Consider the following 25506-nt stretch of genomic DNA (forward strand, 5'->3'; position numbering starts at 1 on the left):
CCGACGGACGTGGAGCAGCAGCCGGCTCGATGACCGGCCCCGGTCGAGCCCGATGCGGCGCGGCTCAGCCCCGTACCACCGCCGCCGCCTCCAGGGCGGCCAGCACCGGGCGGAACAGCGGGTGCGCTTCGGCGCCGCGGCGTACGGCGGCGAAGACGCGGCGAGTGGGGGCGACGCCGTCGACCGGGCGCACCACCACTCCGGTGAGGTCCATCCCGCTCAGCGCCGAACGCGGCACGAGTGCCACGCCCGCCGCGGCCGAGGCGAGCGAGACGACGGCACGGAAGTCGTCGGAGGAGTGCTCCAGGCGGGGCTGGAAGCCGGCGTACTCGCAGGCCAGGACGACCACGTCATGGCAGGGGTTACCGGAGTACGGTCCGATCCACGGGTCCTTGGCGAGGTCGGCCACCGCCACCCGGTCACCGTCCGCGAGGCGGTGGCCGACCGGCAGTACCGCGTCGAACGGCTCGGCGTACAGCGGGACACGGGTCAGCCGCGGATCGTCCTCCCCCGGCGCGCCCCGGTACTCCACCGCGACCGCCACCTCCACCTGTCGGTCGAGGACCATGCGCAGACTGGCGTCGCCCTCGGCGTCCCGGACCCGGACCCGGATGCCGGGCGAGGAAGCGGCCAGCTCGGTGATGGCGGGCGCGACGACCAGCCCGATGCCGGTGGCGAAGGCCGCGACGGTGACCGTGCCGGCCTCCCCCGACCCGTAGGCGGCCAGCTCCGACTCCGCGCGCTCCAGCTGGGCCAGGACGGCATTGGCGTGGGTCAGCAGGATCTCGCCCGCGCTCGTCAGCCGTACGCCGCGGGCGCTGCGCTCCACCACGCGGTGGCCGGTCTCCTGTTCCAGGGCGGCCAGCTGCTGCGAGACCGCGGAGGGAGTGAGATACAGCGCGGCGGCTGCGGCGGTGACCGTTCCGTGGTCCGCCACCGCGCGGAGGATGTGCAGCCGCCGTGCTTCGATCATGCCTCTAGTCTCCCAGGGCGGCGCGCGCTCCCACGAACGCGTCCACCGCGCGGTGCACGTCCTCGGTGGAGTGCGCCGCCGACAGCTGCACGCGGATGCGTGCCTGGCCCTGCGGGACCACCGGGTAGGAGAAGCCGATGACGTAGACGCCGCGCTCCAGCAGCAGCTCGGCCATGCGGGCCGCGCGGGCCGCGTCGCCGATCATCACGGGGGCGATGGCGTGCTCGCCGGCCAGTACGTCGAAGCCCTCCTCGCTCATCCGGGAGCGGAACAGGGCGGTGTTGGCGTTCAGCCGTTCACGCAGGTCACCGGCGGATTCCAGCAGGTCGAGCACCTTGAGGGAGGCGGCCGCGATCACCGGGGCGAGCGAGTTGGAGAAGAGGTACGGGCGCGAGCGCTGGCGCAGCAGCGCGACGATCTCCGCGCGGGCCGCGACATAGCCGCCGGAGGCGCCGCCGAGGGCCTTGCCGAGGGTGCCGGTGATGATGTCGACGCGGTCCATCACGCCGTGCAGCTCCGGGGTGCCGCGCCCGCCGGGGCCGACGAAGCCGACGGCGTGCGAGTCGTCGACCATCACCATGGCGCCGTAGCGGTCGGCGAGGTCGCAGATCTCGCGCAGCGGCGCCAGATAGCCGTCCATGGAGAAGACGCCGTCGGTGACGATCAGTTTGCGTCCGGCGCCGGACGCTTCCTTCAACTGCTGTTCCAGGTCCGCCATGTCGCGGTTGGCGTAGCGGTAGCGGCGGGCCTTGGAGAGCCGGATGCCGTCGATGATGGAGGCGTGGTTGAGGGCGTCGGAGATGACCGCGTCGTCGGCGCCGAGCAGCGTCTCGAAGACGCCGCCGTTGGCGTCGAAGCAGGAGGAGTACAAGATCGTGTCTTCCTGGCCGAGGAAGCCGGAGATCCGGTGCTCCAGCTCCTTGTGGACCTCCTGCGTGCCGCAGATGAAGCGGACGGACGCCAGGCCGTAGCCCCACCGGTCGAGGGCCTCGTGGGCGGCGGCGACCACCTCGGGGTGGTCGGCGAGGCCGAGGTAGTTGTTCGCGCAGAAGTTGAGCACCTCGCCGGGCGCGCCACCGGCGGTGACGGCGACCGTGGCGGACTGCGGGGTGCCGATGACACGCTCGGGCTTGTGCAGTCCTGCGGCGCGGATCTCATCGAGGGCGGTGCGCAGTTCGTCGCGTACGGAGTCGAACATCAGACATCAATCTCCAGGAAAAGGGCTGGTCAGACGGTCCAGTCGAGGATGACCTTGCCGCCGCGGCCGGCAGCGGCGTCGTCGAAGGCGGCTTCGAAGTCGCGGTGGCCGTAGCGGCCGGTGATCACGGGGGCGAGGTCCAGGCCGCCTTCGAGGAGCACCGACATGGCGTACCAGGTCTCGAACATCTCGCGGCCGTAGATGCCCTTGATCGTGATCATGGAGGTGACGATCCGCGACCAGTCGACGGAGAACTCCTCGGCCGGCAGGCCGAGCATGGCGATCTTGCCGCCGTGGGTCATGTTGGCGAGCATGTCGCGCATCGCCTCGGGCCGGCCGGACATCTCCAGGCCGACGTCGAAGCCCTCGCGCAGGCCGAGTGCGCGCTGACCGTCGGCGATGGAGTGCTCCGCGACGTCGAGGGCCAGGGTGGCGCCGATCTTGCGGGCCAGCTCCAGGCGCTCCTGGCTGACGTCGGTGATGACGACGTTGCGGGCACCCGCGTGGCGGGCCACCGCCGCGGCCATCAGCCCGATCGGGCCGGCGCCGGTGATCAGTACGTCCTCGCCGACCAGCGGGAAGGACAGCGCGGTGTGCACGGCGTTGCCGAAGGGGTCGAAGATCGCCGCCACATCGAGGTCCACGGGCACGCGGTGCACCCACACATTGGACGCGGGCAGCGCGACATACTCCGCGAACGCCCCGTCGCGGCCCACGCCGAGGCCGACGGTGGCCCGGCACAGGTGCCGCCGCCCGGCCAGGCAGTTGCGGCACTTGCCGCAGACCAGGTGGCCCTCGCCACTGACCCGGTCGCCGACCGCGATCTCGGCGACATCGCGCCCGGTCTCGACGACCTCGCCGACGAACTCGTGCCCGAGGATCAGCGGCGTGCGGATCGCCTGCTGCGCCCAGCCGTCCCATGCCCGGATATGCAGGTCGGTGCCGCAGATGCCGGTGCGGAGCACCTTGATCAGGACGTCCCCGGGGCCGATGACCGGCTCGGGCACCTCCATGAGCCGGAGACCCGGCTCCGCCTTCTGTTTGACCAGTGCCTTCACCGCGACGGCTCCCGTACGTAAGAGTGCTGTGACGTGCCGGACGACGTCCCGGCCGTCCGATCACCGACAGGGAATCTTCCCTACCCGGGCCGTCCGGTCCATCGAGGTTTTCTTAAGCGCAGCCACAGCTGCCCTACACGCCTCCTGCGCACCGCTGCTCCCGGCCGTGGCACGGCGGCCGGCGGGCGGTGCTGCTCGCGGCGCGGCGGCATCACGACGCGCCGGCCCGACGGACCCGCCGTGGAGCGGGCCTGCCGGGCCGGCAGGGCAATCGAGAGGTCAGTGCGTCCAGGACGACTTGAGGCGGGTCAAGGAGGCACTCTTGAGCCGTAGTTCGCCGCCCTTCGCCCCGAACTCGACCGCGTCGGACTCCTTGTAGCGGGGGTAGACGCGGGCGGTCAGCGAGGTGCCGTCGCCGGTGAAGACCTCGACCGAGGAGCGGTCGATGAGGACATCGAGAGCGAGCGTGCCGTCCTCGGCGGGCGGGACGTGCGCGCTCCAGGTGCCGGTGGTGCCGTAGCCCGCCTCGGTGGTGTCGAGGGTCAGCGTGCCGGTGGACTTCTCGTAGCGCAGCTCGGTGGCTTCGGCGGCGGACGCCTTGAGGCGGACGGTGACGGTGTCGGCCGTGGTCCGGTTCAGGTCGAGCACGGCTTTGAGGCGCGAGACATCGCCGCGCCCGAGCCGCCAGTTGCCCGTCACCGTCTTGTCGTCGACGGTGGTGGGGGTGCCGGCCGCGAGGCCGTCCAGGGCGGCGATCGGGCGGCTGCCGAGAGTGCGGTCCGGGCGCAGGAACAGCTCGCGGGGTACGGACTGGGCGCCCGCCCAGCCGTTGACTCGGGTGGGCTCCTTGGCCTTCCAGTCGCTCATCCAGCCGATGGCGAGGTCCCGGCCGTCCGCGTCCCGGTAGTGCTGCCCGGCGTAGAAGTCGGAACCGGCGTCGACCAGTCCCTTGCGCTCCGGGTGGAAGGTCTTGCCGTCGTAGCTGCCGGTCTCGTAGAACTGCTTGTTGTCGGCCGAGTAGAGCAGCACCCAGGTGTCGCCGATCGGGAAGAAGTCGGGGCACTCCCACATCGGTCCGTCCGCGCTGTCGCCCTCGGCGAGCACCCCGACGTAGGACCACGAGCGCAGGTCGTCGGAGGCGTAGAGCTGTGCCTTGCCGCGCCCGCCGTCGCCCGAACCGACCACCATCTTCCAGCGGTTGTCGGTCGGATCGCGGAAGACCTTGGGGTCACGGAAGCCGGCGGACGAGCCGGCCGGTGGCGCGCCGATCACCTCCCTGCCGGGTGAGAACGTGACGCCGTCGGTGGAGGTCGCCATCTCCACGGTCTCCGGGGTGGCACCCGGGTGGGCTGCCGTGTCGGTGAACTTGGTGTAGGCGACGGTCAGAGTGCCGTTGTCGTCGACCGCGCTGCCGCTGAAGATCCCGGTGTTGTCGGTGGGAGTGGCGCGGGGCGGCGGGGTGAGGGCCACCGGCAGTTGGCGCCAGTGGACGCCGTCGGGGCTGTCGGCGTGGGCCCAGTGCATGGGTCCCCACTTGGGGGCGTCCGGGTAGTACTGGCTGAACAGATGGTGGCGGCCCTGGTACTGGATGAGGCCGTTGGGATCGTTGATCCACCCCTGGTACGGCGTGTAGTGGAACTGCGGACGCAGCGGATCGGCCGAATGGTCCGGGGTGCCGGGCTGGTTGGCCTGGCCGAGGGCGCGGAAGGTCAGGCCGTTGTCGTCCTTGCCTGCGTTCTCGGTGCGGACGTCGTCGAGGTTGAGGTGCGCCCAGGCGCCCTCGCCACTGCCGGACTTGCGGTCGACGACTTCGAGGTGGACCCGCTGGCCACGCCAGCGGGAGGTGTCCCACAGGATGCGCACATACGCCTCGTCGTCCATGCCGGTCTGCTTGAGCAGCTGCGCGCCGTCGCTGTCCCGAACGAGTGCGACGTAGAGCCGGTCGGGATCCCAGCCTCCGGCGATCAGGAAGCTCATGCGGGAAGGGGCGCCGAACGACGAGGACTTGAGGGATCCGGTGGCTTCGTCGCCCGCACCGGCGGAGCCCCAGAGGTGGTGGGTGCCCTTTTGGTGGAAGGGTCCGCCCCAGTAGCTGTCCGCGTCGCTCACGGCGCCGGGCCCGAAGGCGGTGCCGTCGAGGACGGTCCAGCCGGTCAGGTCCCCGGTGTCGAAACCGGGGTTGACCGGGCCGGTGGCGGCGCGCGGTGTGGCGGCGTTCGCGCTGACGGGAAGGGACGCGGCGACGAGCAGTGCCGCGATGCTGATCAGTTTCGGTGCTCTCCAGCGGCTCATCCGGACGACCTCCGTTGCCAACTCGTTACGAGCGAAGGGCATTGACGTTGCCCGCCGCGGAGTTCACCATCTCCTCCAGTCGATGTCAACGTTGACATAAGTCAACGATGACACTCCCTGCCCTTGAGGAGTCGCGCCATGAAGCGCACTGTGCGAACCGCCCTGTCCCTCACCGCCTGCACCGCCTCGGCCGCCTTGCTGCTCACCGGATGCGGGGAGGGCGCGAAGGCCTCCTCGGCCGGCGGCGGCAAGGTCAAGGTCGGCCTGATCACCAAGACCGACACCAACCCGTTCTTCGTCAAGATGAAGCAGGGAGCCGAGCAGGCAGCCACCGCCGAGGGAGCCGAACTCACCACAGCCGCCGGGAAGTTCGACGGCGACAACGAGGGGCAGGTCACCGCGATCGAGAACATGGTCGCGGCGGGCGTGAAGGGCATCCTGATCACCCCGAACGACTCCAAGGCGATCGTCCCCGCCATCGAGCAGGCCAGAAAGAAGGGTGTCCTGGTCATCGCACTGGACTCGCCGCCCGAGCCGCAGAGTGCCGCCGACGCCCTCTTCGCCACCGACAACCGCAAGGCGGGCGAGCTGATCGGCGCGTACGCCAAGGCCGCGATGAAGGGCAGGCAGGCAAGGATCGCCACCCTCGATCTCGCCCCCGGCGTCGCGATCGGCCGGCTGCGCCACGACGGCTTCCTCAAGGGCTACGGGATCACGAAGGGCGACCCGTCCCTGGTCTGCTCGCAGGACACCGGCGGCGACCAGTCCAAGGGGCAGACGGCGATGGAGAACTGCCTGCAGAAGGCCCCGGACATCAACGTCGTCTACACGATCAACGAACCCGCCGCGCTCGGTGCGTACACCGCGCTCAAGGCCAAGGGCCGGGAGAAGGACGTGCTGATCGTGTCCATCGACGGGGGCTGCACCGGTACCCGCGCCGTCAAGTCCGGTCGCATCGCCGCCACTTCGCAGCAGTACCCGCTGCTGATGGCCGCCAAGGGCGTCAAGGCCGTCACCGCATACGCCGAGGACGGCAAGAAGGCGTCCGGCTATGTCGACACCGGAGTCCGCCTGATCACCGACACACCCGCCGCGGGCATCACGGCCAAGGACACCGCGTACGGCCTGGACAAGTGCTGGGGCTGAGGAGCGCCGACGGGACCAACACTCCCGACGCCGCCTTCTGCAAAGCCCTCATGACGTTTCATCACCATTCACCGAGGAGCCCCATGTCCACCGCCACCGCGCAGCTGCGCGCGGCATCCGCCCGGATCAACTGGCGCGGCCTGACCACCCATCCCACCGCGGGGCCGCTGGTCGCGTTGCTCGCCTCCTGTGTCTTCTTCTCCCTCCAGAGCGACCAGTTCCTCTCCGGCGGCAATCTTTCGCTCGTCGTCCAGCAGGTCATGGTCGTCGGCACCCTCGCCCTCGGCCAGACGCTGATCATCCTGACCGCGGGGATCGATCTTTCCTGCGGGGCGGTGATGGCCTTCGGCACCATCGTGATGGCGAAACTCGCCGCGGAGGGGACGCTGCCCCCGCTCGCCGCCGTCGTCGCGGGCATCGGTGTCTGCGGACTCTTCGGGCTGCTCAACGGCGCACTGGTCACCCTTGTCCGGCTGCCGCCGTTCATCGTCACGCTCGGCATGCTCAACGTCGCCTTCGCCCTCACCCACATCTACTCCGACGAGCAGACGATCACCGACCTGCCGGGCGCCCTGACCGGCTTGGGCAACACCTTCCCCATGGGCCGTACCGACATCACCTACGGCTCGGTGCTCACCGTCGTCCTCTTCCTCGTCCTCGCCTACATGCTCGGCCAAACCGCCTGGGGCAAGCACACCTACGCACTCGGCAACAGCCCCGACGTCGCCCGGCTCACCGGCATCCGCACCACGCGCCTGCGGCTGGGTATCTACACCCTGGCCGGGGTCATCTACGGCATCGCCGCCCTGCTCCTGGTCTCCCGCACCGGTGTCGGCGACCCCAAGGCCGGCCAGACCGACAACCTCGACGCGATCACCGCCGTCGTCCTCGGCGGCACCAGTTTGTTCGGCGGCCGGGGCGCGGTCCTCGGCACGCTCGTCGGCGCGCTGATCGTCGGCGTCTTCCGCAACGGCCTGCAGCTGATGGGGGTGGGCTCCATCTACCAGACGCTGATCACCGGAGCGCTGGTGATCCTCGCCGTGGCCGTCGACCAGATCTCCCGCAGGAGGGCCTCCCGATGAACACCGACACCACCCCCGTGCTGCGCGCCCGCGGTCTCATCAAGCGCTACGGCCAGGTCACCGCCCTGGACGGCGCCGACTTCGACCTCATGCCCGGCGAGGTCCTCGCCGTCATCGGCGACAACGGCGCCGGCAAGTCCAGCCTGATCAAGGCCCTGACCGGAGCGCTCCAGCCCGACGAGGGCACGCTCGAACTCGACGGCGAACCGGTCCGCTTCCGCGATCCGCTCGACGCCCGCAGGCACGGCATCGAGACCGTCTACCAGGACCTCGCGGTCGCGGCCTCGCTCGACATCGCGAGCAATATGTTCCTGGGGCGTGAGATCCGCAGGCCCGGTCCGCTCGGCTCGGTGCTGCGCATGCTCGACAAGAAGCGGATGCGGGAGGAATCCGCCGCGCACATGGCCGACCTCAAGATCGGCCTGCGCTCCCTGACCCAGTCCGTGGAGACCCTGTCCGGCGGCCAGCGCCAGGGCGTGGCCGTGGCCCGGGCGGTCGCCTGGGCCCGGCACGTCGTGGTCATGGACGAGCCGACCGCCGCCCTCGGGGTGAAGGAGTCGGGCCAGGTCCTCGACATGATCCGCCGGGTGCGCGATCGGGGCCTGCCGGTCGTCCTGATCAGCCACAACATGCCGCATGTATGCGAGATCGCCGACCGGATCCATGTGCAGCGCCTCGGCCGCCGGGTGGCGCAGATCCGCCCGCAGGACCACTCGATGGCCGACGTGGTAGCGATCATGACCGGGGCTCTGGAGGTGACGGGCCAGGACGGCGGTACGGTCGTAGCGGACCAGCAGGCGGCCTCGGCCGCCGGAGTGAACTGACGAGAAGCGGTGACGATGGCGAGCACCAGGCGGCCGACCCTGTCCGATGTCGCGGAGCGCGTCGGGGTCAGCGCGAAGACCGTCTCGCGGGTGCTCAACGAGGACGGGCCGGTCTCCGAGGCCACCCGCACCAAGGTGCTCGCCGTCGTCGAGGAACTGGGCTTCCGCCCCAATCTCATGGCCCGCAACATGCGGGTGGGGGCCCGGGACTCGACGATCGGCCTGGTCGTCCCCGACATGGGAAACCCGTTCTTCGGCACGGTCGCGGGCAGCGTCGAGGAGGTCGTACGCGAACGGGGTCTGACCCTCCTCATGGGCTCCTCCAGCGAGCAGCAGCCGCGGGAACACGCCCTGGTCACCGCCTTCCTGGCGCGCCGCATCAGCGGTCTGCTGGTCGTGCCGGCAGCCGGCAACGACCATCGGTATCTGCGCCGTGAGCGGGAGAGCGGCCTGCCGGTGGTCTTCCTCGACCGGCCCGCCACCGGACTCACCGCGGACGCGGTGGTCAGCGCGAACGAGGAAGGCGCGCGCCAGGGCGTGGCCCATCTGGCGGCGCGCGGCCACCAGCGTATCGCCTTCATCGGCGACCGGCCCAGCACGCTCTACACCCGCAAGATGCGGCTGCGCGGCTATCGCCGTGCGCTCACCGAAGCCGGCCTGGGGTACGACCCGTCCCTGGTGGTCACCGCCCACGACCCGTACGCAGCGGGGGTCGCTGCGCGCCGCCTCCTCGACGCCGCCGACCCGCCCACCGCGGTGTTCGCGGCGAACAACCTGGCTTCGCTCGGCGTCGTCCCCGCCCTCGCCGAGATGGCCCGCCGCGATGTCGCGCTGGTCGGCTTCGACGATCTGCCGCTGGCCGCCGTCCTGGAGCCCGGTTTGACGGTGGTGGCGCAGGACGCGGCCGCCCTCGGCCGGGCCGCGGCCGAGCAGGTCCTGGCCCGCCTGGGCGGCGACCGCTCGGGGGCCAGGACCCGCATGGTGCCGGTCCGGCTGATCGAGCGGGGCTCGGGCGAGCTGCCACCGCCTCACTGACCAGCGCCACAGGGCGAGTTGGGCCGCGGAGTGTAAAGGGCCCGCGCCATCGGCGACGGAATTCATCACACCTTGAGTGCCCGTGAGCCAAGGGCACGTCCGGCTACGTAGGACTGGGTGGCAACGGTGCACGGGTGCCGGAGCAAGACAGCACGCCTCCCGTGCGCTTCCTGTGGTCCCAGCTGGAGGTCAGTGAATTGAGCCACCGACATGTGAACAAGCGGACGGGTGCGATGGTGGGCGCCGCGGCGGCCGCCATCGCGGCAGCGGCGGTCATCCTGCCCAACGCCAACGCGAGCCAGGACAAGCCGCTGACCCCGCGGACCTTCACCGCGGCGTCCGCCCCGTCCGCGGCGCGGCTCGCGCAGTCGCTGAAGGCGGACCTCCCGGACCGGACGGCCGGCTGGTATCTGGACGGCGAGAGCGGCCATCTGGTGATGAACGTCCTGACGGCGGACGACGTCGGGAGCGTCACGTCCAAGGGCGCGGTCGCCAAGGTCGTCCGCAACAGCATGACCGCCCTGAAGGCCGGGACGCGGACGCTGAGCGACACCGCGTCGGTACCGGGCACCGCCTGGTCGATCGACCCGAGGACCAACAAGATCGTGGTGCTCGCCGACCGGACGGTCACCGGCCGCAAGATGGCGACCCTCAACAAGGCCGCCGGCGGGATGGACGGTCTGGTGAGCGTCAAGCGCTCCCAGGGGGAGTTCCGTCGGTACGACGGCGGGAACGCCGGGCAGGGCGCAGGCGAGGCCGGCGAGTCGCAAGGGGCCGGCGGAGCGGGTGCCGCGGACGGTGGAGCGGCGGGAGACGGCGCGCAGGGGGCCGGCGGAGCGGCGGGAGACGGCGCGCAGGGGGCCGGCGGAGCGGCGGGAGACGGCGGGCAGGGGGCCGGCGGCGCGGCCGGCGGATCCGCGGGAGACGGCGGGCAGGAGGGCGGCGGCGCGGCCGCGGGGCCCGTGGGCGGCAGTGCCATCTTCGGCGGCTCCTCCCGCTGCTCGCTGGGGTTCAATGTCACGGTGCAGGGCGCGCCGGCCTTCCTCACCGCGGGCCACTGCGGCAACGAGTCGGAGACGTGGACGGCCGATCAGGCGGGCAGCCAGCCGCTGGGCACCGTCCAGGACTCGAAGTTCCCCGAAACCGACTTCGCCCTGGTCACCTACGACGACCCGGCCGCGCAGCCGGAGAGCGCGGTCGACCTGCAGGACGGCACCACCCAGGAGATCACCAAGGCCGCGGAGGCGGCCGTGGGCATGAAGGTGCAGCGGTCGGGCAGCACCACCGGGCTCTCCGACGGCACCGTCACCGGTCTGGACGCCACGGTCAACTACGGCAACGGCGACATCGTCAACGGCCTCATACAGACGGATGTGTGCGCGGAGCCCGGCGACAGCGGAGGCGCGATGTTCTCCGGCGACTCGGCCGTGGGGCTGACCTCCGGCGGCAGTGGTGACTGCACGCAGGGCGGCGAGACCTTCTTCCAGCCGGTCACCGACGCTCTCGCGGCAACGGGGGCCGAGATCGGCGCCGGCGGAGGCGGGGAAGCAGCCGCGGGCGGCGGCGACGCGGGTGCCGAGGACCCGGGCGCAGGCGGAGACGCAGGGGCCGAAGACCCGGGCGCCGGCGGCGACGCAGGGGCCGAGGACCCGGGCGCGGGTGCGGAAGACCCCGGTACGGGCGCGGAAGACCCCGGTACGGGCGTCGAGGACCCGGGCGCCGGGATCGAGGACCCCGGTGCGGTCAGCAGCGGCAGCGGGGAGCAGTGACCCCACCGACAGTGGCGAGGCCATGAAAGGACCCCGGTCATAGGCGTACGGAGGACCCGGCCCGCCCGAGCGTCCCGCGCCACCGGTCACGTCCCGCCGGCCCCGCCCGCAGGTGCCGTCCGTTGCCACGGACGGTATCCAGCGGGCGGGGCCGGCGGTCGGTCCGGTACGAGCGGGTACGACCGGGCACGGCGCACGGCCGCGCCCGCACCGCGTCAGTGCGCGATGCTGTCGATCAGCTCGCGCGCACCCTGCCGCAGCAGCGCGACCGCGACGGACGTGCCGAGCGTCTCGGGGGTCAGCGGGCCGGCCCATTCGTGCGCGTTGAGGACCGTCTTGCCGTCCGGGGTGTAGACGCAGGCACGCAGTGAGAGTTCGCCGTTGCGGTCGGTCCTGGCGTAGCCCGCGATCGGGCTGTTGCAGTGGCCCTGCAGGACGTGCAGCAGCATGCGCTCGGCGGTCGTTTCGCGGAACGTCTGCGGATCGCCGAGACCGGTCACGGCGTCGATGGTGGCCGTGTCGTCCTCGCGGCACTGCAGTGCCAGGACTCCGGCACCGACGGGCGGGCACATCAGGTCCACCGACAGGGTCTCGCTGATCACGTCGGTCCGGCCGATGCGCTCCAGCCCGGACACCGCGAGCAGCAGCGCGTCCGCCTCGCCGCCGGCCAGCTTCTCCATGCGCCGGTTGGCGTTGCCGCGCATCGGGACGCACCGCAGGTGCGGGTGGGAGCCGGCGAGCTGTGCGATCCGGCGGACCGAGGACGTGCCGATGCGGGTCCCCTCGGGCAGTTCGTCGAGCGTGAGACCACCCGGATGGATCAGCGCGTCACGGACGTCGTCGCGCCTGAGGAACGCGGCGAAGGTCGTACCGGCGGGCAGCGGGCGGTCACCCGGGATGTCCTTGACGCAGTGCACCGCGAGATCCGCCTCGCCCGCGAGGAGCGCGGCGTCCACCTCCTTGGTGAACGCGCCCTTCCCGTCGACCTGGGAAAGGGCACCCATCCACCGGTCACCGGTGGTCTTGACCGGGACGACCTCGGTGGCGGTCTCGGGGTGCAGCGCGCCCAGTTCGGCGCGGACGCGCTCGACCTGGGCCAGTGCCATGGGCGAGTCACGGGAGACGATACGGATCAGCTCAGGGGCGGACATGCCGCACACGATAGACCGTCAGATCCGGTGCTCGGCACGCAACCCGTCCTGGGCGAAGGACTTCCGGCGGCCATGGAGCGGTGGCAGAATACGCGCCCCGCTCCGACCCGTCCTCCTCAGGGATCCCATGGCGTCGAACGAACCTGATTCCCAGATACCGGTGTTCCGTGGAGCCGGGCATCTGCTCCGTCTGATAGCCGACCTGGTGCGCAGGCCACGGCGCCGGGAGTGTCCCGAGCCGGTGCGGCACCGGGGCGTGGCACAGGGGCGTGAGGGCCTCCCTGTGGTGTGCCTGGTGGGCGGCACCGATCACACCCAACTCGCCAAAGGCATCAGCTACTTCCTCAGTCACGCCGACCCCCGGCGGGTACCGCACTGTCTGTACGACCTCCGCGAGGACGCGGCCGGCGCGGACCCGGAATCCGTCGAGGCGGTCCGCCGCACCCTGGAGCGTCTCGCGCAGGGGCTCGCCCTCAGCGTCAACGGCAGCGACGGGCGGGTGCGCTTCCGGCGGTTCGGGCTGGTCAACTGGCTGATTCAGTCGAGCGCCGGCGCCCCCGGCCACGCGGGGGGCCTGGAGGGGAACGACCACACGCTCCTGCAGGGGCTGCGCGAGCGGGAGTTCCGACGCAGGCGGCTGTTCGGGCTGCTGCGGTCACCGGAGACCGAACTGACGGTCGACGGGAAGGTGCCGTGGTGGGTGTGGCTGTTCGCCGTGCATGTCTTCCCGCTCGCCTGGTTCCAGGTCCGGCGGGGGCTCGGCCGGGAGTACCGGTGGCTGCTGAACCAGCCCTACCTCGCGCCGCGCGACCCGGGCACCTTCATCGGGTTCGCCGAGCGGCTGACCGCGCCGCACAACCAGGTCGAAGACCCCGAGCAGTTACGCAAGTTGATGGTCAACGCGTTCCTGGAGGATCTGCGCGTGGCGTTCCGCCGCCGCATCTGGCGGCCGGGGACCGCCCGGCGTACCGCGTACTGCGTGGCGTTGCTCGACGGAACGGGCGCCGGGAACTGCGGCTACCCGCTGCTGCGGACCGTCATCGACGTACGCAACGAGACGGGCGCCTTCGATCCGCTGCTGATCATCAGTTGCGGCGCCGAAGCGCCCGCGTCCGGTACGCAGGCCCGTGCCGACTGGGGCCACAGCTCGCTGTGGGAACTCACCGACCGGCTCTACGGCGGCTGGCGGGACGCCTTCCTGCACACCGGCAGGGCCCGCAACCGGGCACCCTGGTATCTGCCCGTGTCCGTCCCGCCGCTGATGCCACCGTCGGACGACCCTGCCGTCAAGGAACAGTACGAGCTGACCCGGCGGCTCGAGGTCGCCCAGGACGCCCGGCTGAGGATTCCCGAACCGCCCCTGTGGGCCCGCCGTGTGGTGTCGTTGGTTGCGTCCTGCGCGGCCGCCGCGGCGCTGCTCGGGACGGGCTGGGTGTTCCTGGAGGGGGAGAACGGCTACCGGCAGGCCCACTGCGGCCTGAACCGGTTCGAGGACGACGCCGCCACCCTGCGCACCGCACCGACGGGCGAGTGCATCGGTGTGTCGCGGCACGGGTTCACCTTCCACTCCCCCGACCTCGCGCTCAACAACACCCTCAAGAAGATCTCCGCCCAGAACGCCACAGCCGACGAGGCCCACCGAGCGGCCCCGGAGCGCCCACTGGTGACCCTCGTCCATCTGTCCGCGCTGCTCAGCAGCACCCGCTCGACCGGCCAACTCGCTTACGTGCGCGAGGCGTTGCAGGGCGTCGCGGCTGCGCAGTCGCGGCAGCTGCGGAGTACGGGCAGCGCGGAGCCGATCGTGCGGATCTTCCCGGCCAACGCCGGGTCGGGTATGCGCTTCGGTCCGGAGACGGTGGAGATACTGGCGAATCTGAGGCGGCAGGATCCGTCCATCGTCGGGGTCACCGGGCTCGACCAGAGCCGCGAGGCGACCAACCGGACCATCCGCAAACTGACCGCGGCGGGGCTGCCGATGGTCGCCACCACACCGTCGGCGGACTCGCTGGTGCGCCAGTCCCCCATGTACTTCCAGGTGTCGCCGCAGAACAAGCGGGAGGCGCAGATCGCCGCCGCGTACGCCGATCACCTCGTCGGCAAGGGCGGGCGGAAGACGGCGCGGCAGGTCCGCGTCGTCAGCTCCGCGGATCCTACGGACATCTACAGCAAGAATCTCCGGGACGACGTCGCGGCGAGCTTCCGGGCGCGCGGCTTCTCGGTGGAGAAGACCGCCTTCGCCCCGCCTCCGGCCGACGGCGGGGAGCCCGTGTCGGACGCCCCGGGCCCCGGCACCGTCGGACAGCGGAGCTGTTCCTACCCTGGTGTGGTCTTCTTCGCGGGGCGCGCCGAGGACTTCGAGTCGATGCTGGGCGGGATCAACGAGTCCTGCAATTCGGACCCGCCCACCCTCATCGGCGGTGACGATGTGGCGCGGCTGGCCGCCGACGCGGACCGCAGGACGCACTATCCCGGAATCCCTTACGACTTCCTGGACTTCACCCTCGGCTCGGCGCGCTGCGACGGCACCAGCGAGCTGTACTCGGAGATGAACAAGCTCTTCCCCGACGAGTGCGCCAAGGTGGCGAACTCCTCGCTGGACGGCCACGCCGCGCTCGCGTTCGACGCCGTCAAGCTCTTCATCAACGCCGTCAAGCAGCTGCGGGAGGACGCCTCGGACATGCCGCTGACGCCTCCGGCGGTGTGGCACGCGATCAGCGGTGTGCACGGAGAGGGGGCGCTCGACGGGGAGAGCGGCATCATCGGCTTCGGCGGGGACGTGGACCGTCAGGTGCCGCTGGACAAACTGCTGTCCGTCCAGCACATCGACGGTGTGGGCAGGCCGTCGCAGGCCGGCTTCTGCGGCCGGGTCGGCGGCCAGCGGCAGGCGGCGTGGTGTCCCCCGCTGGAGCCGGAGAAGGGAAGGTGACGGCAGCTATCGGTCAACTCAACTATGGATAGCGGGAGTTGACTGGACGCGGGTCAGGGGCCCGAGACGGTGAACAGGCCGCCGTCCGGGTCGCAAATGACGGCCTGACGCCCGCCGCCCCCCGTGGGCGGGTCCTCCGGCGTCACGGTCCCGCCGGCGGCCTCGGCGGCCGCGGCCACCGCGTCCACATCGCCGACCGGGAAGTGCACATGCCACCGGGGGCGGATGCGCGGATCCGGAGCGGCTTCGACAGCGCCGCCGCGCAGCGCGGCGACCATACGGGAGCCGTCCCGCACGATCACCTGATCGTGTTCGTACGTCACATCGCAGCCACCCGGCTCCTCGGAGGCCCAGCCGAAGACCTCCGCGTAGAAGATGGCGGCGGCGAAGGCGTCCCGCGTACGCAGCTCCAGGCAGACCGGCGCTCTGCCGTGCCCGACCGACCAGGCCAGTGTCTGGCCCTCCCAGAAGCCGAAGGTTGCGCCGTCGCGGTCGGCGGCCAGGGCGGCCCGGCCGGTACCGATCTTGAGCGGGCCGACCGCGACGGTCGCGCCCCGCTCCCGGATCCGGGCGGCCGTCTCGTCGGCGTTGTCCACCCTGAAGTAGGACGCCCACGCCACGGCGACCTGGAAGCTCGGCGCGAGTGCGCCGATCCCGGCGACCGGCTCACCGTCGGCCAGCGCGACAAGGAATTCCTCGCCCAGGCCGGCCGGCCGGAAGGTCCAGCCGAGCACCGCGGCGTAGAACTCCTGCGCGGCCTCCAGATCGCTGGCCAGCAGGCTCACCCAGCACGGCGCACCGCGTGCGGGACCCGTGCGGCGTTCGGCCGACTTCACATCTGCCTCCTGTGCTGGGCGCTCCTCCCACTCTGCCAGCGAGGCCGGGGGGCCGCACGGAGGGCGGGCGCCACCCCGGCGGCCTCCACCGGAGTGGTGACCCGCGACAACCCCACCGCGGGTCCATGACACGCACGGGGTAGCGGCCCGGTGCCGGAAGCCGGGGCGGGCAAGCGGGCAGCCCGGCGCGTGGTGACGGGCCCGGGAGGGGCGCCGACCCCCTCCGCGTGCGCGGACGCAGGTTGTGCCGGTGGTGATCCGGCTCGATGCTGTAACTACGGAACCGGGCTGGGTTGATGCCATGAACGCATGGAACACGGCGCAGAGCGCCGACTTCCGTGGTCCCCTCGACGTCACCAGGGCGGCCACCGCGGTTCTGGACGCCCAGGACCTGGTCATCGGCTGGTCCGCCGCGGCCGAGGAACTCCTCGGGTACACCCCGGATGACATCATCGGGCTCCCCCTGGAGACGTTTCTGCCGCCCGCCGCCGACCTAGGTCCGGCGGGCCGCCGGCCAAGGCCCGCACTGAGCGGCAGCGAGGCGCGTACGGCACGCCACCGGGACGGCAGGCTGCTGCAGGTGGCGATGACGACCTGCCCGGTCGCCGGCAAGGGGACGGAGTCCGCGCGGGTTCTGGTGGCGGCCGAGCTCGACGGCGTACGGAGCTGGCAGTCCCGGCAGGCCATGCTGCACGGCCTGGCGACGCAGTCCCCGGTCGGCCTGGCCACCTATGACGCCGATCTGCGCCTGACCTGGTTCAACGCCGCCTACGGCCTGGAGATCGGGGTTCCCCTGCGGGAGCTGCTGGGCAGTCGGGCCGACGAGCTCTACCCCAAGGGCATGTTCGTGACCGAGGGGTATCCGCGCAGCCTCGAAGAGGTCATGGGATACGTGCTGGAAACCGGCGAATCGATCCTCGACCTGCACTTCGTGGGCCGGCCCCCCACCGACCCCGACACCGAGCACGTCTGGTCGTGCTCCTATTACCGGCTGCAGGACGCACAGGGCAAGGTCCTGGGGGTCTGTGAGGACGCCTTCGACATCACGGACCGCTACCAGGCCCAGCGCCGGCTGAACCTCCTGGTGGAGGCGGGCGGCCGGATCGGCACCACGCTCGACATGACGGTCACCGCGCGGGAGATCACCGAGGTGGCCGTCCCCGCTTTCGCCACCGCGGTCACCGTCGACCTGTCCTGGGCGGTCCTGGAGGGCGCGGAGCCGGACCACGTCAGCGGCACGGTGCCCCCGATGCTGCGCGCCGCCTCCCGCTCGGCCTCGTGGCCCGACCCCGGTGAGCCGGAGGCTCCGTACCGCGTCGACTACCCGCCCGGGTCGCCCCAGTACCGCAGCCTGTCCTCGGGCGGCATGGTGCACGACGAGAACACCATGGTGGTGCCGTTGCGGGTCGGTGGCAGCCCGTTGGGCCTGGTCACGTTCGTCCGCAGCCGGCATTCCGCCGTCTTCGACAGCGGCGAGATCGACCTCGCCGACGAGCTGGTCACCCGAACGGCCGCGTGTATCGACAACGCCCGCCGCTTCGCCCGCGAGCGCTCCGCGTCCCTGGCCCTCCAGCGCGACCTGCTGCCGCAGCACCTGCCCACCCAGTCCGCGGTCGACCTGGCCTACCGCTATCTGCCCAGCGACGACCGGTCCGGCGTCGGCGGCGACTGGTTCGACGTCATCGGACTGTCCGGCGCCCGCGTCGGGCTGGTCGTGGGGGACGTGGTCGGACACGGCCTCCAGGCCGCCGCGACCATGGGGCGGCTGCGCACGACGGTGCGCGCCCTGGCCCAGTTGGATCTGCCTCCGGACGAACTGCTGAGCCGGCTGGACGACCTGGTGGGGCAGACGGCGGAGGACCAGGCGACGGCCCTGGGCCCGGACGTCGCCCTGTCCGACGACATGGCCATCGGTGTGACCTGCCTCTATGCCATCTACGACCCTGTCTCCCGGCTCTGCACCATGGCCCGCGCCGGCCACCTGCCGCCGGCGATCGTCGACACCGAAGGCGCTCTGACCTTCCCGGACCTGCCGGCCGGGCCGCCGCTGGGGCTCGGCGGCCTGCCGTTCGAGTCCCTGGAAGTCGAACTTCCGGTGGGCAGCCTCATCGCGCTGTTCACCGACGGGCTGGTCGAGGCCCGGGACCGGGACATCGACGTGGGACTGGGCGTTCTGGGCCAGGTCCTCAGCGACAACCGGCGGCCCTTGGAGGAGCTGTGCGACCGGGCGCTGACCGAGCTGCTGCCGGCCGCGACCGCACCCGACGACACGGCGTTGCTGCTGGTGCGGACCCGCGAACTGGACACCCAGCAGGTCGCGGAATGGGAACTGCCCGCCGAGCCGGCCGCGGTGGGCCGGGCCCGGGAGCTGGCCACGGGGCAGCTGCGGGACTGGGACCTGGAGGAACTGTCGTACACGACCGAGCTGGTGGTCAGCGAGCTCGTCACCAATGCCGTACGGCACGCGTCCGGGCCGCTGCACCTGCGCCTGCTGCGCGATCTGACCCTGCTGACGGAGGTGTCGGACACCGGCCACACCTCTCCGCACCTGCGCCACAGCGCGAGCGACGACGAGGGCGGGCGTGGCCTGTTCATCGTCGCGCAACTGGTGCAGCGCTGGGGGACGCGCTACACACCGTTCGGCAAGACCATCTGGACCGAGCAGGCGTTTCCGCCGGACTATCCCGGGGCCCCGCGACCGGTCGGCTGACCGGCACTCCGCGCGGCCGCCAGGTGCGCCACGGCGCACGTCGTGCGGGCGTTCGGAGGCAGCCTCATGATGGAACCAAGCGCCCCGCCCAGTGGTCCGGGGGCGCGGACAGAGGAGGACCTGTGACGACCAACGGCAGGGAAAGCTCGGCCGAGCGACGGCCGACAGAGCTGTACACCGGCGGCGAGCGGCCCTTCGACCCGGAGGATCTGGTGAAGGCGTCCGGCCGCGAGCCCACCCCCGCGAGCCTCGCCTGGGCGAAGCGACTCATCGACGAAGAGGGACCCGCTGCCATCGAGAGGTATCTGCCGTGACGGGCTGAGGGCGCGGCCCGCGGGAGAGGCACACCCCGTTCCGTGTGCGGGGCCCGCGGGCACGGGGCTTCTCGGCGCCCTCGATCAAGGAGGCGATGAACGACGTCAGGCGTGTCGGCCGGGGTGCGACTGCCCGTGAACCCGCCGGGGAAGGACATTGCCCACGTCACCACCGGCCCGGGCCACCTGGTCGCGCCCGGACCTTCTGCCGCTCGTCGGCCCTGTGCTGTCGCCGGCTGCCGCGCTCGACGCGGGGCCCTGCGACCACGCCGCGGGAGTCGGCGCGAACCCCGGAGGGACCGGTCATGAGCGCCGTACCCGTCTTCCTCTATCACTCGGTGAGCGACGACCCGCCCGCGTGGATCGCCCCGTACACGGTCACGCCGCGCGCCTTCGCCGAGCAACTCGACCGGATCGCCGACGGCGGACTCACCGTGGTGCCGCTGCGCCGGCTGATCGCGGCGATGCGGGGTGGCCCCGCGCTGCCGGCCGGCTGCGCCGTGCTCACCTTCGACGACGGATTCGCCGACTTCTACCAGGCGGTCACCCCGCTCCTCACCGAGCGCGCCCTGCCCGCGACGCTCTACGTCGCCACCGGAGCCATCCCTGCTCCGGACGGCCGGCCGGAAGGCAGCCTGCTGCCTCCCGCAGCCATGCTGACGTGGCGTCAGATCGCGACGCTGGACGCGCTCGGCTTCGAGATCGGCGGGCACTCCGTCACCCACCCCCAGCTGGACACGCTGCCCGCCCAACGGGCCTGGCACGAGATCGTCGACAGCAAACGGCGGCTGGAGGACGCGCTCAGCCACCCCGTCCACGCCTTCGCCTATCCGCACGGCTACTCCAGCGGCGCGGTACGCCGCACCACCCGGGAAGCCGGCTGGACCTCCGCATGCGCCATCCGCAACGCGTTCAGCTCGGCCACCGACGATCCCCTGCGCATCGCCCGTCTGACGGTCCGCGCCGACACCCCGCCGGAGCGCTTCTCCCGGTGGACCCACCTGACCGGCGCGCCGGCCTCTCCTCTGCCGGAATCTCTTCAGACCAAGGTCTGGCGGCTATACCGCCGCGGCAGCGCCCTGCTCGGCCGTCCGATCGGTGGTGGGCCCCCGGGCCCCGGGGCAATGCCGTGAGCCACGGCCCCGAGGGCAGTGACGGCGACCGCACGAGCGCACCGGGCGGCACGGGAAAATCACCTGCCCGGCGGGCCGCCACCGCATAATCTGACGCTCCACCGGCCCGGTTCGCCGCATCGGCCGGGACATCCGGCGCGGCGGGAGTGACGGGGCACCCACCGCTGAGGAGAACAACAGCCGTGACCACCAAACGCATTGACCCGCCGCGCGGTGCGGGAGAGCGGGAGTCCCTGCGCAGCTACCTCGACTTCCACCGGGCGACGCTCGCCATGAAGACCGACGGGCTGAGCGACGAGGAGCTGCGCCGTCAGTCGATGCCGCCGTCCACGCTGTCGCTGCTCGGGCTGGTGCGGCACATGGCCGAGGTCGAACGCACCTGGTTCCGCCGGGTGATCAACGGCGAGGACATTCCGCTCGTCTGGTCGTCGAAGGGCAATTACCAGGAGGCGTACGACGCGACCGGGGCCACCCGGGCAGAGGCGTTCGGCGCCTGGCAGGAGGAGGTCGTCCACGCGCGCCGGATCGAGCAGGCGGCGGAGTCGCTCGACGTGACCGGCTACCAGCCGAGGTGGGGGGAGGACGTATCGCTCCGGCTGGTGATGCTGCACCTGATCCATGAGTACGCCCGGCACAACGGCCATGCGGATCTCCTGCGCGAGGGCATCGACGGCACCGTCGGAGCGTGAAATCCCGCCGTGCGCACCGGCGTTGACCTCGTCGCGTCCCGGACTCGGCAGCAGTGCCGCCGATCGGCGGGCCTGCCGGTGGCAACGCACCGGCAGGCCCGCCGTCGTCCGGGCCGACGTCAGATCAGGTCCATCGCGGCCACCTCGTCGGGCCGCCCGTAGCTGACCGGCCCCTGGAAGCGATGGCGAGCGGTGGCGAACCACCAGACCGTGGCGATCAGCAGCACCACCGCGAGGGCGATCGGGGCGTAGTTGAACGTGGCTGGGGTGATCGGCGAGGCCTGCGGGAGCATGAAGAGCACATTGCTGAGCACGATCCACGTCACCGCGACCGCCGCCACGGGCCGGCCGTAGCGCCCCAGATTCCACGGCCCGGCCTGGAAGTCGTCCAGCCGGAGCCGGAGAAAGATCGGCACCCCGTAGGCGAGAAACAGCCCGACGACATTCACGCTCACGACGGCGGTGAATGCGGTGTGGGACCACCAGCCGGGCAGAACGAGTACCAACGGGCAGGCCGCGGCCAGCCATACGGCCTTGACGGGGGTGCGGGTACGCGGCGAGACCGAATGCCACCACCGAGAGCCGGGCATCGCACCGTCGCGGGAGAAGGCGAAGATCTGGCGGGTATTGCTGGTCATGTTGGCGAGGCCGCAGAACAGCATGGCGCCGATCACGATCAACAACAGCAGCTTCGCGGTGCCGGCACCGAGAGCGTCGATGAGAATCTGCACCGGCGGGGCGGACGCGCTCGCGGCATGATCGTAGTCGCGGATCGCATAGACCAGCGCGAGCATGAGGATCAGTCCGGCGATCGCGGAGCAGCCGATCGCCCGCATGATGCCCTTCGGGGCATTCACGGTGGCCTTCACGGTTTCTTCGGACATGTGGAAACTGCCGTCGAAGCCGGTGAACGTCCAACTCGTGACGAGCAGGCCCAGCATTCCACCGTAAACCGCGTAGGTGAAGCCGGTGTTGTTGGCGAAGTGCGTGACGTACGACGGGTCCTGATGGTGTGTCGGTATCAGCGTCAGCGCGGCGACGATCACCACCAGGCCGATCAGCAACCACCACACGGATATCCGGTTCACCACCGCAACCAGCCGCACCGTGTAGGTATTTGCCAGCGCCTGGAGCAGGAGAATGGCCGCGGTGATCCCGACGGTCAGCTGCGGCGTCGCCTCGTAGGAGGGCCACTGCATGGCGAGGAACGCCTGGATGAACGTGGCGGCGGCGAAGTTGGTGGCGGCCGTGCCGCCCACCTGGCCGACGAAGTTCAGCCAGCCCGTGTACCAGGACCAGGCACCACGGTGGCGCTTGGCGAGCTTGCCCGCGGAGAAGTAGAGCGCGCCGCTGGTCGGATAGGCCGAGGCGATCTCGCCCATCGCGGCGCCGACGAACAGCACCATGATCGATACGCCGATCCAGCCGAAGACAAGAATGCGCGGGCCGCCCGCGCCCATCCCGAATCCGAAGGAGGAGAAGATCCCGGAGATGATGTTGATGATGGTGAAGGAAATCGCGAAATTGTCGAACGCGCGGAACCGCCGGGTGAGTTTCCGCGGATAGCCCATGGCATGGAGCGTCGCGTCATCGTCAAGGGTGACGGGGTGTGCGTCATGGGGGGTTTTCGAGCGTGTGACAGACATGCGCTCGGACACAACCGCTACCTTTCTGAAAGAGCCGAGAGAAAGACGCCTCGACTCATCGGGCTGGTGAGGCGAGCCGGGCCGGTCGGACCGCCAAAGATTTCGGTCAGGAATCCTTGACGGCCACTACCCGGAACGCCGCGCGCCGGCGTCGGTGACGGCGCGGGCGCGGATCAGGTGGGGCCGGGGACGGGTAGTCCGCACGAGCGCCGGGCTTTGGTCAATTGCTCTTCGGGATCACCGAAAGCGCTCCATGGCATACGCGAGGCATACGGCCCCATCGCGGTAAGGACTTCCCGTGCCTCGAATTCGCGTTTCGCCGTGAACAGCGCATGCGCCAGATACGCGAGGTCCAGCACCGGCGTGAAGCGGTATTCGGCCACCAGCGGAAACCAGTTGCGGTGAACGCTAGTCGCCGTGGAGACCCACTGGGGCTGCTCCCAGGTGTGGTCCGCGAGCAGGGCGGACGGGTCGTAGTCCTCGACCAGCGCCACCAGCGGCAGCAGCCGGAGCGGCGAGCCGGCCGGCGCCCGCTGGCTCAGGAACGCGGCGACGTCCCAGCTCTCGCTGGACGAACCGCCGTGGCGGGTGAAGAAGAACGACAGGAACCTGTGGTGCGCCTCGCGGTGCCAGGGGTCGAGCCGGAGAATATGGGCGAAGAGATACCAAGGGCCGCCGGGCGCCGTCAGCAGCCCTCGCGGGGCGGGATCCCGGGGCCGGTCCAGGCGCTCCAGGGAGAGCTGGGCGACCCAGGGCGTGGGGTCGCCGGGAAGCAGATGCGCGGCCCGCTCGCACGCCGTCCGCGCTATCCGCGCCAGGGCTCCTTGGCGCGGATCGCCGGAGTCGGCCGCGCGCAGTGCCCGGAGCATCGCCACCCGCGCCCACAGCAATGCCGCCTCGGGGCCCGGCTCTTCGGCCCACCAGCGTTCTGCGAGATCGGAGTCGGCGGCCTCGGATGCCAGCACGAGCGAACGGTGCGCCCGTACCTCGAAATCCCCGCGGGCCTCCTTCAGGACCTCATGCGCGCTGAAGTACCGGCCGGTTCTGACATCCATACAGGCGCGGGCGAGCTGTCGGTCATCGGCCGCCGGGCTCCACACGTACTGCCCCTCGAAAGAGCCGGCCGTCACGATCCCCTCCTGGTCCTGAAGGTGTCATCCCCGCGCATACATGCATTCTGTTGGTGCCGAATTCAACTGGACCGTTCCCCCGGCCCACTCGGCAGCGGGCCACACCCTACTCATCATCAACAGAACGTGAAAACGGCCGCCAGGATTATCTGGTTCCGCACGATTCAGGTTCACCGGGATTGATGTGGAATCAGCCCCCTGCCGATCCCTCCCGGCTCGCGACTTTGCCATTCCTTAACGCCCCGGGTGTTCGTTTGGCATATTCGGCCCTTCACATTTCCTCCATACGTGGGCACAACGCCGGTTCAACGTCGAATTGTTGAACGCTCTCCGATTTCGGTGCGGTTGAGTGGTGCGTAGTCACCGCCGCCATGCACCGCCGCATATCGGCCAGTTCGCCGGCGATTCCCCGCCACCCCGGTCCCGCCTGCCGATCGCCCGGCCCGGCCCGTGCAGCCGTCGGCCCCGCTCGACCGAACCGCCCCTCCTTTCGGGCTCCTCATGCGCTTGCCCTACAACGCCGCGGCGCCTTTGCGGGGGGCGACCCACCCCCTCCTGACGCGACGGGAGTCGGTCCTCGAAACGACCGAAGAGCACGCGTGATTAGCAGTAGCTACTTTCCGGAACCGCGTGATCACATGTAGCGTTCGTTCGGACCGGAGCCGTGGCTTCAGACCCCGTCATGGCTGAGCACGGGCATGCACGCGAGCGTTCTCCGGCACGGATGGTGCGGGTGGCCCCCCGGGGCACACCCGCATCCCCCGCGCCGGGCTCGCCGACCCCGCCCCAGCACCGGACCGCGTCGCGAACGCCCCGCACGACATCCGCACATCGAACGTCGAGCACCGCCATGTCTGTCCGTACACGCCTGCTTTGCAAGAGGAATGGGCCCAGATCATGTTCATGAATCCCTCGACGACCCTCGCCCTGCGTCCGGAGGCCGACTTCCGCCGGCCGGCGGACGCCGGGTCCGACGAAGGGCCACCCGTGGCGGTCGACCGGCTCCCCGACGGCAAGTGGCAACTCACCCTGCACGACCTCGAACCCGTATCGGTCCACCGGCTGGCGTCGGACGAGGTCCACATCATTCTGGCGCCCGCACGCGACGAGCCCACGCGCCCGTCGGGTATCCGCACCGCCGCCAGGGCCGCCGCCGCTGCCGACCCGATCCGCCTCGACACCGCCGCCAGGACCGTGTCCGTCGAAGGGCGCCAGCTCTCCCTGCCCCGGCTGGAGTTCGACCTGCTCGCTCATCTCGTCCTGCACCCCCAGCGCGCCTTCACCCGGCAGCAACTCATGGCCGCCGTATGGCCATCCTGCGAGTCCAGCGACCGCACCGTCGACGTACACATCGCCCGGCTGCGCCGTCGCCTGGGGCCCGGCCTGCGCTCCTCGATCCGCACCGTCTTCGGGATCGGCTACAAATACCTGCCGCCCCCGCCCTGAGCCCGAGGCCCAGGGGCGGTTGAAGGCCCCGTGGCGACTCGCCGTCGGCACACCGACGGCGTGCCGACGCTCCGGAGCCCCGCGACCGCGATCCGGTTGCGGGGCACCACAGCATCAACTCGGCTCACTACTACGCCCGTTCGCCGCC

At 71.1% G+C, this 25506-nt stretch carries 19 protein-coding genes; 11 read left to right on the plus strand and 8 right to left on the minus strand.

From position 1 onward, the window contains the following. Positions 1 to 64: 64 nt before the first annotated feature. The 4 genes from ACH4FH_RS16855 to ACH4FH_RS16870 form a co-directional block, all read right to left on the minus strand. The gene (locus ACH4FH_RS16855; protein WP_398556593.1) at positions 65 to 973 is read right to left on the minus strand and encodes a LysR family transcriptional regulator; all 909 of its coding nucleotides are present in this window, start codon (positions 971 to 973) and stop codon (positions 65 to 67) included. Positions 974 to 977: 4 nt separating this feature from the next. After that, positions 978 to 2171 carry a glycine C-acetyltransferase gene (locus ACH4FH_RS16860; RefSeq protein ID WP_398556594.1) on the minus strand — a complete coding sequence of 398 codons (1194 nt, stop codon included), beginning with the start codon at positions 2169 to 2171 and terminating at the stop codon, positions 978 to 980. A gap of 29 nt (positions 2172 to 2200) precedes the next feature. Continuing rightward, positions 2201 to 3229 (minus strand): L-threonine 3-dehydrogenase, encoded by a 1029-nt coding sequence (gene tdh / locus ACH4FH_RS16865; protein WP_398556595.1) that lies wholly within the window; start codon positions 3227 to 3229, stop codon positions 2201 to 2203. A 279-nt stretch (positions 3230 to 3508) separates the two neighbouring features. Then, a complete protein-coding gene (locus ACH4FH_RS16870) occupies positions 3509 to 5521 on the minus strand; it encodes a glycoside hydrolase family 32 protein (protein WP_398556596.1) in 2013 nt (670 codons plus the stop codon). Positions 5522 to 5659: 138 nt separating this feature from the next. On the opposite strand from ACH4FH_RS16870, the gene ACH4FH_RS16875 reads away from it, so the two are divergent. The 5 genes from ACH4FH_RS16875 to ACH4FH_RS16895 all read left to right on the plus strand — a co-directional run bounded on the left by ACH4FH_RS16875 (position 5660) and on the right by ACH4FH_RS16895 (position 11377). After that, positions 5660 to 6667: a sugar ABC transporter substrate-binding protein gene (locus tag ACH4FH_RS16875; protein ID WP_398556597.1), complete on the plus strand. Its 1008-nt coding sequence runs from the start codon at positions 5660 to 5662 to the stop codon at positions 6665 to 6667. 83 nt (positions 6668 to 6750) lie between these two features. Then, the gene (locus ACH4FH_RS16880) at positions 6751 to 7749 is read left to right on the plus strand and encodes an ABC transporter permease (RefSeq protein WP_398556598.1); all 999 of its coding nucleotides are present in this window, start codon (positions 6751 to 6753) and stop codon (positions 7747 to 7749) included. Beyond that, positions 7746 to 8573, plus strand: a complete 828-nt coding sequence (locus tag ACH4FH_RS16885; protein WP_398556599.1) for an ATP-binding cassette domain-containing protein — start codon at positions 7746 to 7748, stop codon at positions 8571 to 8573. Before ACH4FH_RS16880 ends, ACH4FH_RS16885 begins: the two co-directional genes overlap by 4 nt. A 15-nt stretch (positions 8574 to 8588) precedes the next feature. Continuing rightward, entirely contained in the window at positions 8589 to 9608 is a 1020-nt protein-coding gene (locus ACH4FH_RS16890; protein ID WP_398556600.1) for a LacI family DNA-binding transcriptional regulator, read from the plus strand. A 233-nt stretch (positions 9609 to 9841) separates the two neighbouring features. Further along, entirely contained in the window at positions 9842 to 11377 is a 1536-nt protein-coding gene (locus ACH4FH_RS16895; protein WP_398556782.1) for a S1 family peptidase, read from the plus strand. Between the two features lie 215 nt (positions 11378 to 11592). Here ACH4FH_RS16895 and hemC read toward each other — a convergent pair whose 3' ends face one another. Continuing rightward, on the minus strand, positions 11593 to 12528 hold the full coding sequence (gene hemC / locus ACH4FH_RS16900) for a hydroxymethylbilane synthase (protein ID WP_398556601.1): 936 nt from the start codon (positions 12526 to 12528) through the stop codon (positions 11593 to 11595). A 127-nt stretch (positions 12529 to 12655) separates the two neighbouring features. On the opposite strand from hemC, the gene ACH4FH_RS16905 reads away from it, so the two are divergent. After that, positions 12656 to 15454, plus strand: a complete 2799-nt coding sequence (locus ACH4FH_RS16905; protein ID WP_398556602.1) for an ABC transporter substrate-binding protein — start codon at positions 12656 to 12658, stop codon at positions 15452 to 15454. A gap of 53 nt (positions 15455 to 15507) precedes the next feature. Here the strand turns inward: ACH4FH_RS16905 and ACH4FH_RS16910 are convergent, their stop codons facing one another. Next, positions 15508 to 16290: a VOC family protein gene (locus ACH4FH_RS16910; protein ID WP_398556603.1), complete on the minus strand. Its 783-nt coding sequence runs from the start codon at positions 16288 to 16290 to the stop codon at positions 15508 to 15510. Between the two features lie 301 nt (positions 16291 to 16591). On the opposite strand from ACH4FH_RS16910, the gene ACH4FH_RS16915 reads away from it, so the two are divergent. The 4 genes from ACH4FH_RS16915 to ACH4FH_RS16930 all read left to right on the plus strand — a co-directional run bounded on the left by ACH4FH_RS16915 (position 16592) and on the right by ACH4FH_RS16930 (position 21136). Then, the gene (locus ACH4FH_RS16915) at positions 16592 to 19000 is read left to right on the plus strand and encodes a SpoIIE family protein phosphatase (RefSeq protein ID WP_398556604.1); all 2409 of its coding nucleotides are present in this window, start codon (positions 16592 to 16594) and stop codon (positions 18998 to 19000) included. 122 nt (positions 19001 to 19122) lie between these two features. Further along, positions 19123 to 19314, plus strand: a complete 192-nt coding sequence (locus ACH4FH_RS16920) for a hypothetical protein (protein ID WP_393895095.1) — start codon at positions 19123 to 19125, stop codon at positions 19312 to 19314. Between the two features lie 305 nt (positions 19315 to 19619). Continuing rightward, a complete protein-coding gene (locus ACH4FH_RS16925; protein ID WP_398556605.1) occupies positions 19620 to 20447 on the plus strand; it encodes a polysaccharide deacetylase family protein in 828 nt (275 codons plus the stop codon). A 182-nt stretch (positions 20448 to 20629) separates the two neighbouring features. Further along, on the plus strand, positions 20630 to 21136 hold the full coding sequence (locus tag ACH4FH_RS16930) for a DinB family protein (RefSeq protein ID WP_398556606.1): 507 nt from the start codon (positions 20630 to 20632) through the stop codon (positions 21134 to 21136). A gap of 119 nt (positions 21137 to 21255) precedes the next feature. Here ACH4FH_RS16930 and ACH4FH_RS16935 read toward each other — a convergent pair whose 3' ends face one another. Continuing rightward, positions 21256 to 22707: an amino acid permease gene (locus ACH4FH_RS16935; protein WP_398556607.1), complete on the minus strand. Its 1452-nt coding sequence runs from the start codon at positions 22705 to 22707 to the stop codon at positions 21256 to 21258. 248 nt (positions 22708 to 22955) lie between these two features. Then, complete coding sequence (locus tag ACH4FH_RS16940; protein ID WP_398556608.1) at positions 22956 to 23912, minus strand: hypothetical protein; 957 nt, start codon at positions 23910 to 23912, stop codon at positions 22956 to 22958. A gap of 897 nt (positions 23913 to 24809) precedes the next feature. Between ACH4FH_RS16940 and ACH4FH_RS16945 the strand changes: the two genes are divergently transcribed. Beyond that, positions 24810 to 25358, plus strand: coding sequence for a winged helix-turn-helix domain-containing protein (locus tag ACH4FH_RS16945; protein WP_398556609.1), 549 nt, complete (start codon positions 24810 to 24812; stop codon positions 25356 to 25358). Positions 25359 to 25506 lie beyond the last annotated feature (148 nt).

Source organism: Streptomyces sp. NPDC017993 (assembly GCF_044328065.1).
Lineage (GTDB): Bacteria > Actinomycetota > Actinomycetes > Streptomycetales > Streptomycetaceae > Streptomyces.